General features: G+C 71.6%; 7 protein-coding genes, 1 pseudogene and 1 CRISPR repeat array. All 8 genes and pseudogenes read left to right on the forward strand.

Features of this window, described 5'->3' with window-relative positions; all coding sequences use genetic code 11:
- Window positions 1-164: 164 nt before the first annotated feature.
- The 8 genes and pseudogenes from ACQ5SO_RS10455 (at window position 165) to ACQ5SO_RS10490 (ending at window position 15,595) form a co-directional block, all read left to right on the forward strand.
- On the forward strand, window positions 165-1,673 hold the full coding sequence (locus ACQ5SO_RS10455; RefSeq protein WP_430941542.1) for a Cas10/Cmr2 second palm domain-containing protein: 1,509 nt from the start codon (window positions 165-167) through the stop codon (window positions 1,671-1,673).
- Window positions 1,670-3,388 (forward strand): RAMP superfamily CRISPR-associated protein, encoded by a 1,719-nt coding sequence (locus ACQ5SO_RS10460; protein ID WP_430941543.1) that lies wholly within the window; start codon window positions 1,670-1,672, stop codon window positions 3,386-3,388. The genes ACQ5SO_RS10455 and ACQ5SO_RS10460 overlap by 4 nt, the downstream gene beginning before the upstream one ends.
- 3 nt (window positions 3,389-3,391) lie before the next feature.
- Window positions 3,392-4,639 (forward strand): RAMP superfamily CRISPR-associated protein, encoded by a 1,248-nt coding sequence (locus tag ACQ5SO_RS10465; RefSeq protein ID WP_430941544.1) that lies wholly within the window; start codon window positions 3,392-3,394, stop codon window positions 4,637-4,639.
- Window positions 4,636-6,777: a hypothetical protein gene (locus ACQ5SO_RS10470; protein ID WP_430941545.1), complete on the forward strand. Its 2,142-nt coding sequence runs from the start codon at window positions 4,636-4,638 to the stop codon at window positions 6,775-6,777. The genes ACQ5SO_RS10465 and ACQ5SO_RS10470 overlap by 4 nt, the downstream gene beginning before the upstream one ends.
- A 778-nt stretch (window positions 6,778-7,555) precedes the next feature.
- Window positions 7,556-9,313: pseudogene (cas1, locus tag ACQ5SO_RS10475) on the forward strand (CRISPR-associated endonuclease Cas1); the annotation flags it as partial.
- 99 nt (window positions 9,314-9,412) lie between these two features.
- Window positions 9,413-9,949: direct repeats of the CRISPR family, unit length 37 nt; unit sequence GTCTCAATCCGCTTCCACGCGGGTCTCTTCGCCGGAC.
- Between the two features lie 245 nt (window positions 9,950-10,194).
- Window positions 10,195-10,485 carry a CRISPR-associated endonuclease Cas2 gene (gene cas2 / locus ACQ5SO_RS10480; protein ID WP_430941546.1) on the forward strand — a complete coding sequence of 97 codons (291 nt, stop codon included), beginning with the start codon at window positions 10,195-10,197 and terminating at the stop codon, window positions 10,483-10,485.
- A 213-nt stretch (window positions 10,486-10,698) separates the two neighbouring features.
- The gene (locus tag ACQ5SO_RS10485; protein ID WP_430941547.1) at window positions 10,699-13,821 is read left to right on the forward strand and encodes an AAA domain-containing protein; all 3,123 of its coding nucleotides are present in this window, start codon (window positions 10,699-10,701) and stop codon (window positions 13,819-13,821) included.
- Window positions 13,790-15,595, forward strand: a complete 1,806-nt coding sequence (locus ACQ5SO_RS10490) for a hypothetical protein (protein WP_430941548.1) — start codon at window positions 13,790-13,792, stop codon at window positions 15,593-15,595. Before ACQ5SO_RS10485 ends, ACQ5SO_RS10490 begins: the two co-directional genes overlap by 32 nt.
- The last annotated feature ends 9 nt before the right edge of the window (window positions 15,596-15,604 follow it).

A 15,604-nucleotide genomic window follows, 5' to 3' on the forward strand; every position in this document is an offset into this window, starting at 1 on the left:
CAGAACCATCGGCCAGATGAGAGTTTGACGCAGAAGGTTGACCGGAATCTCCGGAGCGGGCTTAGTTCTTACATGATCTGTACTGGAGTTGTCCGGAGCCACTGCCGCATCCCTGTCGCATCGTGATGTGCCGTTCGACCAAAGCTTAACGCGCGAGACGAAGCATGAACCAGAGATTTCTATGGATCGAAGCGGTCAATTTCGACGCGACGATCTACGACACGAACGATCTCAGCGTCATTCGCGCGGGCAGCCTGATCCTCGGAGACCTGGGCGACGTCGCGCAAGGCGCACTGGAGACCCTCGCCCAGGCGCGCGAAGGCCTGGGCTTTGATCTCGAGTTCGCAGGCGCCTCGCAGGCGCGGTTCAGGCTGACCGGCGATGGGGATGACTGCGACGCCGCGCTCGCCGCGGTCCAAGCGGCGCTCTCCCGCGGGGTCTGGGCCCACATGTCGATCGTGGCGGGGCTGGGCGACACGCCCGAACAGGCGATCGCCGGCGCGCTGTCCCGGCGGTTCCGCACCTGGACGATGCCGGCCTGGCAGGAGCGCCCCTCCGACACGTTCGACGCGCTCGACAAGGTGCGCCCCGCGACGAAAAAGGACGGCCTCAAGGGCCTTCTGTCCGAAAGCACCAGCGCGCGGCTCAACCAGGGCCGCAGAAGACGCGAGACTTTCCTGACGGAGCGCGCGGGCGAGCGCCTCACTCAAGCCGGGCTCCGGGATAGGGACGATGGGGACCCAGGCGCCCTGAAGCTGTGCGCGTCGTTCGAAGACATGGTCCTGGGCCGCGGCGGCAAGACCTGCACCTCTCCCGAGAGCGCGCTGGGCAAGATCTGCCTGCTGCACCTCGACGGCGACGGCTTCGGCAAGGCCGCGCGCGCCGCGGAGAAGGCCGGCAGGCTCAGGGAGTTCTCGGACCGCCTGGAGACGACGATGGAGGCCGGGCTGGCGCGGATCATCGACGCCGCCGTCGACAGCGAAGCCCTGGAGGCGCCGGAAGGCGCGCGGCGCCTGCGGCTCGAGATTCTCGTCTGGGGCGGCGACGACATCACCCTGGCGCTTCCCGCGACGCGGCTTCTTCCGACGCTCACCGCCTTCCACGCGGCCATTGACGGACTGGAATTCGACGGCGCGCCGCTCGGGTTCACCGGCGGCGCGATCATCGCGAACTACAAGAGCCCGGTTCGCAAGCTGGTCGCCCTCGCCGAAACCGCCGTCCACACCTTGAAGGCTGGCGACGCGCGGGGCTGTTTCACGGTCGATGTGTTCGAGAGCGCCGATGTCCCTGAAAGCGACCTTGCGGGCCTTCGCGCGAATATCTTCGGCGAGGAAGCCCGCGCCCCGGGCGCCTTCGCCTTCCGACTGTCCGAGGCGTCGGCCTTGATCGACAGCCTGCGCAAGTGGAAGGGCGGCGCCGGCGACGCCTTCCCCTCGCGCAGCAAGACGTTCGATCTTCTCGCGCGCGACGGAGGCGCTGCAGATGACGAGACCATCGACACTTTGCTGCTCGATTATCACGAGCGCCTCGGGGGCGCGATGCAGGAAGGCGGGCGTTTCCTGCCGCCCGGCCCGATGGGTCGCTCGCGGATGTTGGAGCTGAAGCTTGGAATGATGCTGTGGGACTATGTCGGCCCCGACCTGCCCGGCGACGCCGTGGAGGCCGCGGCATGAAACGCAGAACCTATTCCGTCACGGCCGAGATCCGCAGCCCGTTCCTGTTTCCCGGGGCCGAGGCGCCGGCCAATGGCCTCGACGTCGCCGCGCTGAGGGACCGCGAAGGGCGCCCCTTGATCCCCCAGGACCAGGTCCGCGGCGTGTTGCGCGCGGCGATGGCCAAGGTCGCCGCCCACGCAGCCGACGCCCCGGAACCCTCGGTCGGCACGCTTTTCGGACGCGAGAGCGGCGACATCGCGCGATCAGGGACCTCCGAGGCTTCGCCGGAAGAAGCCTTCCGCCCCGAACGCGGACGGCTTCTTTTCTCGGACCTCCTGATGGACCAGGCGCCCGAACCCGTGCAGCCCGCCCCACGCGTGAAGATCGATGCCGAAACCGGGCGCGCGCAGGACGGCCACCTCCTTTCGGCGGAACTGGTCGCGCCTCTCGGCGCGGAGCGCCGCTTCAGGGGGCGCATGATCGCCTATCTGGCGGATGACGAAGTGGACGCCTTCGAGGCGGCCCTTGCAGCCGCCTGCACCTGGCCGTCCGCCGTCGGCGCGATGAAAAGCGCGGGTTTCGGCGAAATCGTCTCGCTCGCGGTCGTGCGCGAGGCGGCGACGGAGGCTCGGCCCCGGCCCGCGACGCCGTCGGGTCGGAAGATGTACCGGGTGCATATCGACCGACCGTTCCTGTGCGATGCGGAACGCTCGGCGGACAACGTGTTCAAGGGGCGCGAGCATGTCCCGGGGGGCGCTGTGAAAGGAGCGCTGGCTCGACGCCTCGCCCTTCAGGGCGCCTCGCCCCAGACCAGCGACGCCTTCACGCGCCTCAGCGTCAGCCACGTTCTGCCGGCCGCCATATCGTCGCCCTTGCCCCTGTCGCTCGTCGGCCTCGGGACGCAGGTCATCGACACCCTCGGCCGCGGAGAACGCGGGGCGGAGCTGATCGACGGCCAGGCGCCGCGGCCGCTCGATGACTGGAAGCACGAAACCTTCGCCGCCGCGGAGCGGCTCTACGGTCATGCCGCGGTGGAGGTCCGCCGCGACACCCGCGTTCACACCGCCATCGCCGCCGAGACGGGAACCGCCCTGCCGCAGAAGCTGTTCGTCGAGATCAGCGCCGACCCCGGCGACCATGACTGGGTATGCGAGATCGCCTGGCCGGACCAGGAGCCTGACCTGATGGCGCAGGCCGCGGCGATCCTCGGGGAAGGATTGGATGGCATCGGGCGCACCGGCGCGACGCTGCGCTTCGAAGAAACCATCCAAGCCCCCGCCCCGCGCATCAGGCCCTTCGCCGACAAGGACTACGCGGTGGTTCTGCAGACCGACGCGGTGATGACCTCGCCCTTCGAGAACCGGGACCCCTTCGCCGCCTACGCCGCCTACTGGCGGGAGGCGCTGCCCGGCGCTGAACTGATCGACTTCTGCGCCGCCCAGCGCCTCGCCGGAGGTTTTGTCGGCCTCCGCTTCCGCCCCGGGGGGCGTTACGCACCGTTCTGGCTGACCCGCGCCGGCTCGGTGTTCCTTCTGCGCAATGCGCCCGAGGAGCGGCTGAAAGCGCTGGTGGAACGCGGCCTGGACGCCCCGCGGGAAGGCGGCCGCATCCATGACTGGCGCTCCTGCCCGTTCGTCACCGAGAACGGCTATGGCCGCATTCGCGCCGATCACCAGCGGATCGCGTCGGACGCCGGATCATCTGCCCTCGACAAGATCCACCAGGAGGCCTGACCCATGACGAACGGTCGGATCATCCGAAGCGACATCGCCCTGAAGCTGGAAGTCGTGACGCCGCTGCACATCGGCTCCGGCGCCTCGCGCGTGATCGAGAAGGACGGCGAAACCGGCGAGTTGCGCCTGGTGCAGCGCGGCGAAGGCGGTCGGCCCTACATTCCCGGCTCAACGCTCAAGGGCGTGCTGCGCGCGCACTACGACGGCCCCGAGACCGCGGCCATCTTCGGCGAGATCGGAGCCTACGACACGGACGCCGACGCGGCGCGAGGCCGGATGGGCGTCCTGCTCTGCCGCGGCGCGCAGTTCCACGCCCCCGGCCCGGTGGACGGCCATTCGACGGCGGACGCCGAGACCGGCATCTTCCCTCACTCCCGCACGGCGATCGATCCCGGCAGGGGAACGGCCCTGGCCAATCGCCTGTTTCACATGGAGCTGATTGCCCCGGGAACGGTCTTCGACTGGACGTTGCGGCTTGAGGACCCGGGCGGGGTCGACGCCCTGAAGGAACCGCTTCTGGACGCGTTGAGCCGGTGGGGCGGAGCGCACGGCATGCAGATCGGCGCCGACGGCGCCAGCGGGCTGGGTGCGGTCAGGATCAGCGCTGCGCCAGAGGTGACGGACTGGGTCGTGGATCCGGGGACCGGCGGGCTGAAGCGGGCTCAGGCGGCAAGGGCGCAATGGACCCCGCGGGAGGCGGACGACGACGTCGTGGAGCTGACGCTGGAATGCGAAGGCCCCTTCCTGACGCGCGATCCTTCCCATGTCCGGGGCAAGGACCTCAGCGACGAAGAGCAGGAGAAAGACCCGCACATCAAGGCTCTGCACCTGGCGAACAAGCCACTGATCACTGGCCAGGCGGTCTCGGGCGCCCTGCGCCACGCCTATGCCTGGCGACGCAAGCTTTACAAGGACGACCTTCCCGGCGCCGACGAGATATTCGGCAGCGTCGAGGCGAAGGCGCTTCTGACCGTGCAGGTGATCGACGTGACCGCAAAGGCGGAAGCGCTGGCCACTTCGGTGCGCATCGACCGCTTTACGGGCGGCGCCATCGACAACGCGCTGTTCACGGTGCAGGCGGATGTGGGGGTGGCGATGCGGCTTCGGCTGAAGCTGGATGCGCGGCGGGCAGGCCCGGAGGCGGACCGGGCGCGAGACGAGATCGTGGAGGCTCTGAAAAGCGAGGGCCTCTCCCTCGGGCACGGCGCCGGAAAAGGCTTCGGCTGGTTCAAGGTGGGAGCGGCGGCATGACCGACACCGCACGATTTGAAGCGCTCGCGCGAAAGATGTTCGCGGACGGAGACGACGAGGACACGATTTTCGATGCGCTGATGGAAGCTGGCGTGGCGGACGAAATGGACGCCGAGGATATCGTCGAGCGCGCCAAGGTCGCCCCTCGAGCGCCCGCAAGAAAGCCCGCCCCCAAGCAGGCCCAGGCGCGCCGCAAGCCCGTATCGGACGCCCCGGAAGATAGGGAGAGGTGGCGGGCGCCTTACCGCTTCACGCCGCTCAACACCGTCGTCGTCGGACCGCAACCGGAGGTCGCCGCACTGCTGGAGAGCGACCAACCGGATGAAGGCCTTCACGCGACGCCCCTCCCGGAAGGGTTCTGCGGTGCGCTCGACATCTCGGTGATCTTCGACGGCCCGATGCTGATCGGCGTGAAGGACGGGGACGCCCAGGGGCCGATGAAGATCTCGGACCGCTGCTGCATCCCCGGCGCCACCCTGCGCGGCCTGATCCGGGCGACGGTGGAGACGGCCGCCTTCGGACGCATGAACCAGACAAACATGCACCGCCGCTTCGCCACCCGCGATTTCGACCACCCGATGCTGCGCAATGACCGCAAGCACGTGAACGCAGGTTGGCTGACGCAATCCCGGGACACACCCGGCGCCTATGAGATCGAACCCTGCGACTGGCGCCTGATCCGCATCCGCGACCTCCAGGGTCAGGGACGCGGCGACGGGCGCATGCATCTCGCCTGGCTGCAAAGCGGCATGCTCAAACGCTATGCCGCCTTCAAGATGACCGACGGAAAACCCGGCGACTGCGTCGACTTCGACGCCGCGCGCTCATTCTCCACCCTGCCTGATGAGAGAGGCCCGACGCCCGGCGCCGTCCCTGCACGAGATGGAGATTTCAGCGGCGTTCCGGTCTTCACCGACAGCTCGCCGACGACGCGCAAGGTCACCACGCGCACCCTCGACGACGAGGACCGGCAGAACGCATTCGGCCAGGCCAAGAAGCGCGAGGCCGTGTTCGCCGCCAGGGGCCACGGGCGTCGCCTGACAGTGCCCGCACAGGTCTGGGACAACTTCGTCGCCAACAACAGCAGGCCCTCGCGCCACGCGCCCAAGCCTGATGGCGCGTGGGCGCTGCTCAAGCCCACCCTTGACGCCGGCCGCCGGATCCCGGTCTTCTGGATCGGGGACTCCGAGGTGCTGGAGCTCGGCATCGCGCGCGTGTTCAAACGCGCCCACGCCCACTCGGTCGAAGACGTCCTGAAGCGCTCCAACCCCAGGCATGTCCCCGGCGACGGCGATCCCGACTTCGTCGAGGCCCTGTTCGGCTATGTCCGCGAACCCGAGGACGGCGCGGACCGGCAGAGCACCGAACGTCACCGCATGAACCACCTGCGCGGCCGCGTCTCGTTCGGCTTCGCCTGGCTGGACGATCCCGATCCGCGCATCTCCGCGGCGCAGGACGCGATCCTCTCGGCCCCGCGCCCCTCCTATGCGCCCTTCTACCTTTCCGGCGGAACCGACAAGGACTGGTCCGACCCGACGGCGCGCCTTGCCGGGCGCAAGGTCTATCCCGCCCGCAACGCCGACGCGCAGGCGGTGGAGCGGTTCCTCGCCAAGCCCACCGGCGCCCCGCCGGAAAACGACAATCCCGACATCCGCTCGAAGCTCCGGTTCCTGCTGCCCCGCAAGGACCGGCCCCTGCGCTTCGACGGCGAGATCCGGGTCCACAACGTGACGGCCGAGGAGGTGGGCGCGCTGATCTGGGCCCTGACGCTGGGGGGCGATCCGCACCTGCGCCACATGATCGGCCGCGCCAAGGCCGCGGGGGCGGGCCAGGCGCGGATCGAGCTGCGCCTGCGGCTGCGCCCCAATGCCGGGGGCGAGGCGCCCGACGCGGCCGCGTTCCGCGCGCGGTTCGAGGCGATGATGGAGGCCGCCGCCCCGGGCTGGCGAGGCTCCGATACGATCCGGGCGCTGCTGTCCGCCGCCGACCCCGCGGCCTGGGAGGGGCGGGAGCCGGAGCTGCGGTACATGCCGCTCAAGGAGCACCGCAAGCTGCAGAAGATCGTCGGCGCGAACGAGGGCAAGAACGCGGTCACGCAGCCGCCCTGGGCGAAGGACCGCGTGCTCAAGACCAACTGACGCCGCCGCCCGCGCTGGACAGACGAAAGGCCCCGGATCGCTCCGGGGCCTTTCGCATTCTGCAGCTGGGCCGAGGTCTCGATCCGCTTCCACGCGGGTATCTGCTGCCGACAAGAAATAGGGCTGCGTACAAGGCGCAGATGGCAAGTCTCAATCCGCTTCCACGCGGGTATCTGCTGCCGACGTCCTCGGCATGATATATGCCGAAGAAATCTATGTCTCAATCCGCTTCCACGCGGGTATCTGCTGCCGACTTGGCAGGCATCAATGCCGGCTGGGAATCGCAGTCTCAATCCGCTTCCACGCGGGTATCTGCTGCCGACCCGCTGCTGAACGGGGCCGCTGCCGCCGGATTCGGCGGGTCTCAATCCGCTTCCACGCGGGTATCTGCTGCCGACCGCACCTCTGGAAAGCATTGCGCGAAAAGACGATTCGAGCAAGAATCTGCAGACGAAAAATTCTCGCCCTCCACTTCGAAGCTCTCCAGGAAAAGTCGGCCCATGTTTTTCAGAATACACTCCAAATACCAAGGACATACAGATTTCCTGCGGACGATTTCGCCCGAAACCCGCACCCGGACCCCCGCCACCCTGCCCCGCGCCGCGCGGTGACGCAACGGCCGCGCACCCGCCCGCCGCGCGGCCTGTTCCGCGACATGGCCGAGCTGCGCGCCCTCGACGACGCCTGGGCCAAGGTCCGCAGCAATGGCGGCTGCGCCGGCGGCGACGGAGAGACGATCGACGCCTTCCAGCCCCGCGCCGCCCGCACCCTGCCCGCCATGGCCCAGGCCCTGCGCGAAAACCGCTGGCGCCCGCGCCCCCTGCGCCTGCTGCGCATCCCGAAGAAATCCGGCGGCACGCGCCCGCTCTCCATCCCCTCGATCCGCGACCGCATCCTGCAGACCGCCTGCGCCGCCGCCCTCACCCCCGTGCTCGACCCCGAGTTCTCCGAGGCCAGCTTCGCCTACCGCCCCGGACGTTCGGTCGACCAGGCGGTGCAGGCCATCGACCGCTACCGCCGACAGGGCTTCACCCACGTGGTCGAGGCCGACATCCGCCGCTGCTTCGAACGCATTCCCCATGACGCCCTGCTCGCCCGCCTCGAGGCCGCGCTGGCCGGGCACGAGGGCGGCGGGCGGGTCGCGGCGCTCGTCGCGCTCTGGGTCGAACACTGGGGCCAGGCGCTGGAGAGCCCGGGCCGCGGCCTCGCGCAGGGCTCGCCCCTCTCGCCGCTGCTGGCGAACCTGCATCTCGACGCGCTCGACGACGCGATGGAGCGGCCGGGGGTGCGCATCGTGCGCTTCGCCGACGATTTCGTGCTGCTGTGCAAGGGCGAGGCGAAGGCGCATGGCGCGCTGGGGATCGCCGCGGACGCCCTCGACGCCGCGGGGCTGGAGCTGCGCGACGACCGCACCCGGGTGACCAGCTTCGACGGGGGCTTCCGCTTCCTTGGGCACCTCTTCGTCCGCTCGCTGACCATGCGCCAGGTGAACGACCCCGATGACGACCCGGTGGAGCTTCTGCGCGCCGTCGCGGCCGAGGACGAGGCGGAGCTGCGCGCCCGCGACGGCGATGCGGCCGAGGTCGCGCGCGAACGGGCGGGCGGCCTCGACCGCGGCGCCCGCGTGCTGCACCTGGCGGGCGAGGACCGGCGCCTCGTGCTGCGCAACCTCTCGTTCGAGGTGCAGGGACCGGAGGGCCGCCCCCTCCTCGCCCTCGCCCATCGCCGGGTGGACCGGATCGAGCTCGGCCCCGGCGCCGAGGCGGACACCGAGGCGCTGCGCCACGCGCTGATGACCGACACCGAGCTGGCCTTCGTGGACGGCGAGGGCGGCACGCTCGGCTGGCTCTCGCCCGCGGGGGCCGAGCGGCGCGGGGCGCTGCAGCTGGCGCAGGCGCGGCTCTCGCTCTCGGACGACGCGCGGGCGGCGGCGGCGCGGGGGCTCGTGCTGTCGCGCATGGCGGGAATGCGGGCGCGGCTGCGGGCCATGCAGCGCGCGACGCCCCTGCCCGAGGCGCTCGAGGCCACGCGGGCGCTCGGCCGCCGGATCCGCGCCCTGCCCGAGGACGCCGACCCCGCCAGCCTGCGCGGCCATGAAGGCGCGGCGGCGAAGCTCTACTGGCCCGCCTATTTCGCGCTGCTCGAGGCGAAGGCCGAGGGGGCGACGACCGCGCCGCGCCGCCGCTCCCGCCCCGGGCATGACCCGGCGAACGCCGCGATCAACTGGCTGACCGGGTCATTGTCCCGCGACGTGCGCGCGGCGCTGATGCGGCGCGGGCTGCATCCGGGCTTCGGCGTGCTGCACGAGGCGCAGGCGGATGGCGAGGCGCTGGTCTGGGACCTGATGGAGCCGTTCCGCGCGCCGCTGACCGAGGGGGTGGCGGCGGCGCTGTTCGCCAATCGGCGGCTGCGGGCGGAGATGTTCCGCCCCGAGGGCGCGGCGATCCGCCTGACCGCCCCGGGGCGCAAGGCGTTGATCGAGGGGTATGAGCAGGCGGTCGCCCGCCCCGCCCCCGCGCGGCCGGGCAAACGCCGCCTGTCCTGGCGACGCCTGGTCCAGGCCGAGGCCTCGGCCTTCGCGGCGCACTGCCTGTCCCCGGACCGCACGCCCTGGACGCCCTGGCGCCCGACGGAGTGACCGATCCGCTTCCACGCGGGTCTCTTCGCCGGACATGGGCTTCAAATTGAGACGGGGCACCCCGATGTCAGGTCTCAATCCGCTTCCACGCGGGTCTCTTCGCCGGACGCTCTATGTGGAGTTCACCGCCGACGTGCCGGTCTCAATCCGCTTCCACGCGGGTCTCTTCGCCGGACATGCTTCTGCTTTCTTCCACCGGCAAGCACTGTCTCAATCCGCTTCCACGCGGGTCTCTTCGCCGGACGCGGAAGCGGGTCGGCGCCCTGCGCCGCCTTGTCTCAATCCGCTTCCACGCGGGTCTCTTCGCCGGACGGCCGTCCTCGCCCTGTGGGCGCTGGTGGCCACGGACTACCCGTGGGTCTCAATCCGCTTCCACGCGGGTCTCTTCGCCGGACGCCGCCATCGCCCTGTCGAAGGCCGCGGGCCTGTCTCAATCCGCTTCCACGCGGGTCTCTTCGCCGGACCGACCCCACCTTCACTGCCAGCGTTCGGCTGGAGTCTCAATCCGCTTCCACGCGGGTCTCTTCGCCGGACCGCATCTCTGCAACCCCTTGAAGGACATGACTTCCCAGACAAAAATCTGCAGACGACGTCCGACGGTCCATCCAAAATCCGCCGAAACGCACCTGGATGGCGGAAAAATTCAAAATAACACCCTCCTTTCAAACACTTGCAGAAAACCTGCGGACGAATCCGCCCGATTTCCGCTTGCGCGACCTCCTCGGAGCCTCCGAAATGAGCGTGCAGATGTCCACAAGTAAATGCCGCGGAGGACCGAAATGCCCGTGCAGGAGATGCTGACCGTCTTCACCTATGATGTGTCGGACAACCGTCGCCGCCGCCGCATCGCCCGCCTGCTGGAGGATGAGAGCACCCGCGTGCAGCGCTCGGTCTTCGAGGCCCGCATGTCCCGCCGCCGCGCGTCCCGCCTCGGCCGCCGGATCGAGGACCTGCTCGGCCCCGGCGACAGCCTGCGGGTCTACGCGGTCGGGGCCGACGGGATGGCGCGCTCCGAGGTCTATGGCGACGCCGCGCCGTTCGAGAGCGCGGAGGGCTTCTGGGTGGTCTGAGGGCGGCCGGGCGAAGCGGCGGCGCGCGGCGCCCCCTGGGCGCGCGTTTCCTATTGCCACAGAACAGGGGCGCCTTCTGCCCATAACCGGGTGGCGAGATGCAGATGCGCCCTTGAAATACCGCGGCGGATTAAGAATATGTTCACCACAAGCCGCTGCGCCGCACCGGCATGCAGGGGCCGGTTCCTCCTGTCGACCTGCGAGGCCGCGCACATGTCCCCGACGCTTCGCGTCATCCGCGCCTTTCCCTCGGGCAAACGTACCGCCGAGCTCCTGCGCCTGATGGACCAGGACTTCGATCCGCTGGCCCGCCGCCAGGTGCTGGCGGAGCTGGACGAGCTGGTCGAGCTCGGGCTGGTGCGCCGGTCGCGCGATGGGCGCTGGCTGCCGGTGACGGCGCCCCGGCGGCCCGGGGACGCAGGGCCCGGCGGCGGTGAGGGCGCGACGGACCCAGGCGCCGCAGAGCGGCTCTCGGCCGTGCAGGCGGAGATCCTTCGCGTCCCGCTCCCCGACGCCGCCGACGACGCGCCGGTCGCCGCGGCCGAGCCCCCCGCCCCGCCCCTGCGCGCGCTGATCGCCTATTATCAGGCCGCGCTGCGCGACGACCCGCGCGGCTCCACCACCGTGCCGCCCGAGGATCACGGCGCCGCCTGGCAGCTGGTCCACGGCGCCGGGCGCTTCGTCCCGGATGCCGGGCGCGGCGTGCAGCTGCGCATCCACACCGAGCGCCTCGGGCCGGAGTTCCGCAAGGCGCTGCTGCGGCGCGAGGGCGGCGAGCGGAGCCTCGCGCTCGGCTGGCCCATCGCGCTGGGGGAGAGATCCGGCGCGCCCGCGATCTGGCCGGTGGGCCTGCTGCCCGCCACCTGGCGGCGCGCGGGCGAGATGATCGAGGTGACGGTGGAGACCGACGCGGTCTTCGCCAATCCCGACTGGCTGCGGGACGCGGCGCGCGGGCTGGGCTGGAGCCAGGCGGACCTGCGCGAGCGGCTCGAGGGGACCGAGGGCGTGGGCCTGCCGTTCGAGGAGTTCCGCGACATCCTGCGCGAGGCCGCCTCGGGCGCCCTGCGCGGGCGGCTGGACCCGGAGCGGCTGGCGCCGTCGCTGCCGCTCTCGGCGCCGGGGCTGCACGACATGGCCGCGCTGTTCCTGCCGACGGAATCGAGCTTCACCCAAGGGGTGGTGCGCGACCTCGGGGCCATCGCGGATTGGGATGACGAGACCCTTGCGGGCACGGCGCTGGGCGGGCTGCTGGGCGCCGGGGACGCGCCCGGCGCCGCCCGTCCTGCCCCGGCGATCAATCTCGGCCCGCTGAACGCCGAGCAGCTGGACGCTCTGCACAGCGCGCTCTCGGCGCCGCTGACGGTGGTCTCCGGCCCGCCCGGCACGGGCAAGAGCCAGGTGATCGTCGCCATGGCCGCATCCGAGCTCGCCGCCGGGCGCTCGGTGCTGGTCGGGTCCAAGAACCACCAGGCGCTGGACGCGGTGGAGGAGCGGCTGGGCGGGCTGGCCGAGAACGTGGCCTTCATGGTCCGCACGCTGGACCCGGCGAAGAAGGTGGACGTGTCCCTCTCCGCCGTGCTGCAGGAGTTGACCATGGCGCCGGGCCGCGCCGCGCCGCCGCCGGACGCCGCGGTGGGACGCGCGCTGCAGGCCCTGTCGCAGCGGCGCAGAGACGGGCTCGGGGCGCGGCGGCGCGAGGAAGCGCGGCGCTGCGACATGGCGGACCTGCTGGAGCGGATCGAGGCGCTTCCCGAGGCCGAGGAAGAGCCGCCGGTGCAAGAGCCGCCCCGCGGTCTGCTCGCCCGCCTCCTCGCCTGGCTGCGCGGCGCCCCGGCGGCGATGCCCGCGCCCGTCGACGCGCGGCAGCGGCTGCAGGACGAACTGGACGCACTGCGCGCCCTACCGCCGGAAACCTGGGACGACCCGGTCGAACTGGGCGACGCCATCGCCGAGAAGGCGCGCGAGGCCCTGCCGCGCTTCCTCGCCGCCCGCGCCGCGATGAAGGAAGAGGACCGCCTCTCCCTCGCCGACGCCTGGGGCGCGCACGAGCTGTCGGGGCGCAGGGGCCATCCGCCCGCGGAGCTCGCCCGCCAGACGATCGCGCATCGCCCGCTCTGGCTCGCCTCGCTCCTCGGCGCGCCCAAGCGGATCCCGCTGGCGCCGGCGCTGTTCGACCTGGTGATCATCGACGAGGCGAGCCAGTGCGACATCGCCTCGGCCCTGCCCCTCTTCGCCCGCGCCCGCCGGGCGGTGATCGTCGGCGACCGCAACCAGCTGAGCTTCATCAGCCAGCTCGGCCTCGCCCATGACCGCAACCTGATGGAGACGCACGGCCTCGCGCCCGCAACGATGAGCCGATATGCGCAAAGCCGCCAAGCGCTGTTCGACCTCGCGCGCGCCGCCCCCGGCGCCGCGGCGGCGATGCTGCGCGACCAGTACCGCTCGGCCCCCGGGATCGTCGACTACCTGAACCAGGAGTTCTACCAGGGCGGCCTGCGCCCCGCGGTGGACATGGGGCGGCTGAAGACGCCGAAGGGGCAGAAGCCCGGCATCGCCTGGACCCATGTCCCCGCGCCCTCGGTCCCCGGCAAGGACAACCCGGCCGAGGCGCGCGCCGTCGCCGCGCATCTGCACGAACTGCTGGAGGTGCAGGGCTATGACGGCTCGGTCGGGGTGATCTCGCCCTTCCGCGCCCAGGTCGCGGCGCTGACCGAAGCCGTCGGCAAGCAGGTGAGCCCCGAGGCCGCGGCGCGCGCCGACCTGCGCGTCGCCACCGTCGACAGCTTCCAGGGGCAGGAGCGGGACCTGGTCCTGTTCTCGCCCTGCATCGGCCCGGCCAGCCCGATGAGCCAGACCAGCTTCCTGTCGCGCGACTGGCGGCGGCTGAACGTGGCGATCAGCCGGGCGCGGGCGGTGGCGCATGTGTTCGGCGACCAGGCCTTCGCGCGCAGCGGCAAGGTGCGCGCGCTCGCCCGCCTCGCCGCCTTCGCGACCGAGCCGCCCCGTCCCGCGTCGGCGGGCCTGTTCGACAGCGAGTGGGAGCGGCGCGTGTTCCATGCCCTCAAGGCCAGGGGGCTGGAGCCGCACCCGCAGCATTTCATCGCCGGGCGCAGGCTGGATTTCGCCCTGTTCGGCGAAGGGGGCGTGAAGCTCGACCTCGAGGTCGACGGGCGCCGCTGGCACATGACCGCCGACGGGCGGCGCAAGACCTCGGACCTGTGGCGCGACCACCAGCTGCGCTCGCTCGGCTGGAAGGTGCGCCGGTTCTGGGTCGACGAGTTGAATGACGACATGGAGGGATGCCTTGACATCGTCGAACGTGACCTTCGGGCGTAAACGGGCCCGCACCGTCCTCGCGGCGCTTCTCGGGGGGGCCTGCGTCGCCGCGCTGGGCGCGCTGGCGGTGAAGGTGATGGAGCTTGACCGCGAATACGGGACCATCGCGCGCAACATCGCCTATCATGAGCAGTTGCGCGACGACGCGCGGTCGGCGCGCGACCAGGTGGCCCGCGAGGTGGCGCGCTTGCGGGCGGAGTGGAAGGGCCTCGACGCTCAGCTTGCGGCCATGCGGGCCGAGGCGGCGGGGATCGAGGCCGAGCGGGCGCGGCTTCCGGCGCTGCGCGAGGAAGCGGCTCAGGCCGAGGCGACCATCGCGGCGGGCGAGAAGATGCGGCGCGCGCTGACGGGCCTGCAGGCGGACCTGGCGAAGACCACGGATCGGCACGACACGCTCTCGGCCGAGCTCGCCCAGCTCGTGGACGCGAAGACGGCGCTGGAGCAGGACCGCAAGGGTCTCGACGTCGCCGTGACGACCCTGCGACAGGCGCGGGACGACCTCTCGGCGACGCGGGATGCCCTCGGCCAGGAGGTCGCCGCACTGTCGCAGCAGAAGGAAGAGCTGACGGCAGCGGTCGCCCGCAGCGAGGCGCTCGCCGCCGAACGCACGGCGCTGGAACGCGCCCTGCCCGGCTTGCGGAGCGACGCCGAAAGCCTGCGCGCCACGGTGAGAGACCTGCGGGCCGAGGAAGACGCGCTGCGTCCGCAGATCGAACAGGCCCGCAAAGACCGTGCGGGCGCCGAGGCCGCGGCGCAGGCCGCCGCCGCCCGGCTCGAAGACCTTCGCGCGCAGGAAAGCGACACGCAGGGGGCGCTGGCCGCGCTCCAGGCCGAAGCCGAAGCGGCGCGCGACGCGCAGCAGGCGCTGGACGCCCGCCTCTCGGCGCTGCGTGCGGAGACCGCAGCAGCCATCAAGGATGGACACGCAGCCCGCACCGAGGCGGCGCGGGCGCGAGAGGAGGCGCGCGCGGCGCAGGCCACGCTGGCCTCTCTGGAACAGGAAGGCGCGCAGGCGCAGGCCGATCTCGAGGCCGTCCGGGCGGAGATCGCACGGCTTCAGCCGCGCGCCGGCGGCCTGGCGCAGGCCGAGGCCGCGCGCGACGCCGCCGAACAGGCCCTTGAGGGCCTGAGGAGCCGCCGCGACGCGCTCGGGGTCGAGGTGGCGCAGGTGCAGGCGGAGCGAGACGAGGCCCGGCGCACCCTCGCGGCGCTGCAGAGCCGTATCGAGGCGGCGACCGCCCGCGAAGCCGAAGCGTCCGAGGCCGCGCAGAAGGCCGAGGCCGCGCGGCAGGCGGCGGAAGAGCGCCTCGCCGCCCTGGCCGAGCGGCAGGAGGAGCTGGCGGCGCTGGAAACCCGGATCGCGTCGGCGCGCACTGAGCTTGAGCGCCTCAACGGCGCCGTGGGGGCCGCCGAGCAGGCGGAGCAGACCGCAGAGGCAGCACGCGAGGCCGCCGAGGCCCGGGCGCAGGCCGCCGCAGCGCAGGCGCGCGAGGCGCAGGACCGCCTGACCGGGCTGGCCGAAGCACGTGCCGAGGCAGAGGCGCTGCGGGCCGAACTGGCCGAGCTTCGCGGGCGGCGCGGCGCGCTGATGGAAGACCTAGACACGCTCAAGCTCAGGACGGCCGAGGCGCAGGCCGCGGATGCGCTGGCGCGGATCGACGCCGCCAAGCAGGCCGCCGCGAGGCCCGCCGCGGCGGTCGAGGCGGAAACGGAGGCGGAGGCGCTTCCCGCCTCTACGCCCGCGGCGCCCGCCGCGCCGACCCCGTCCGAATGACCCGGAGAC

Origin of the sequence: Rhodovulum sp. DZ06 (assembly GCF_050586345.1) — a bacterium.
Lineage (GTDB): Bacteria > Pseudomonadota > Alphaproteobacteria > Rhodobacterales > Rhodobacteraceae > JBOCEF01.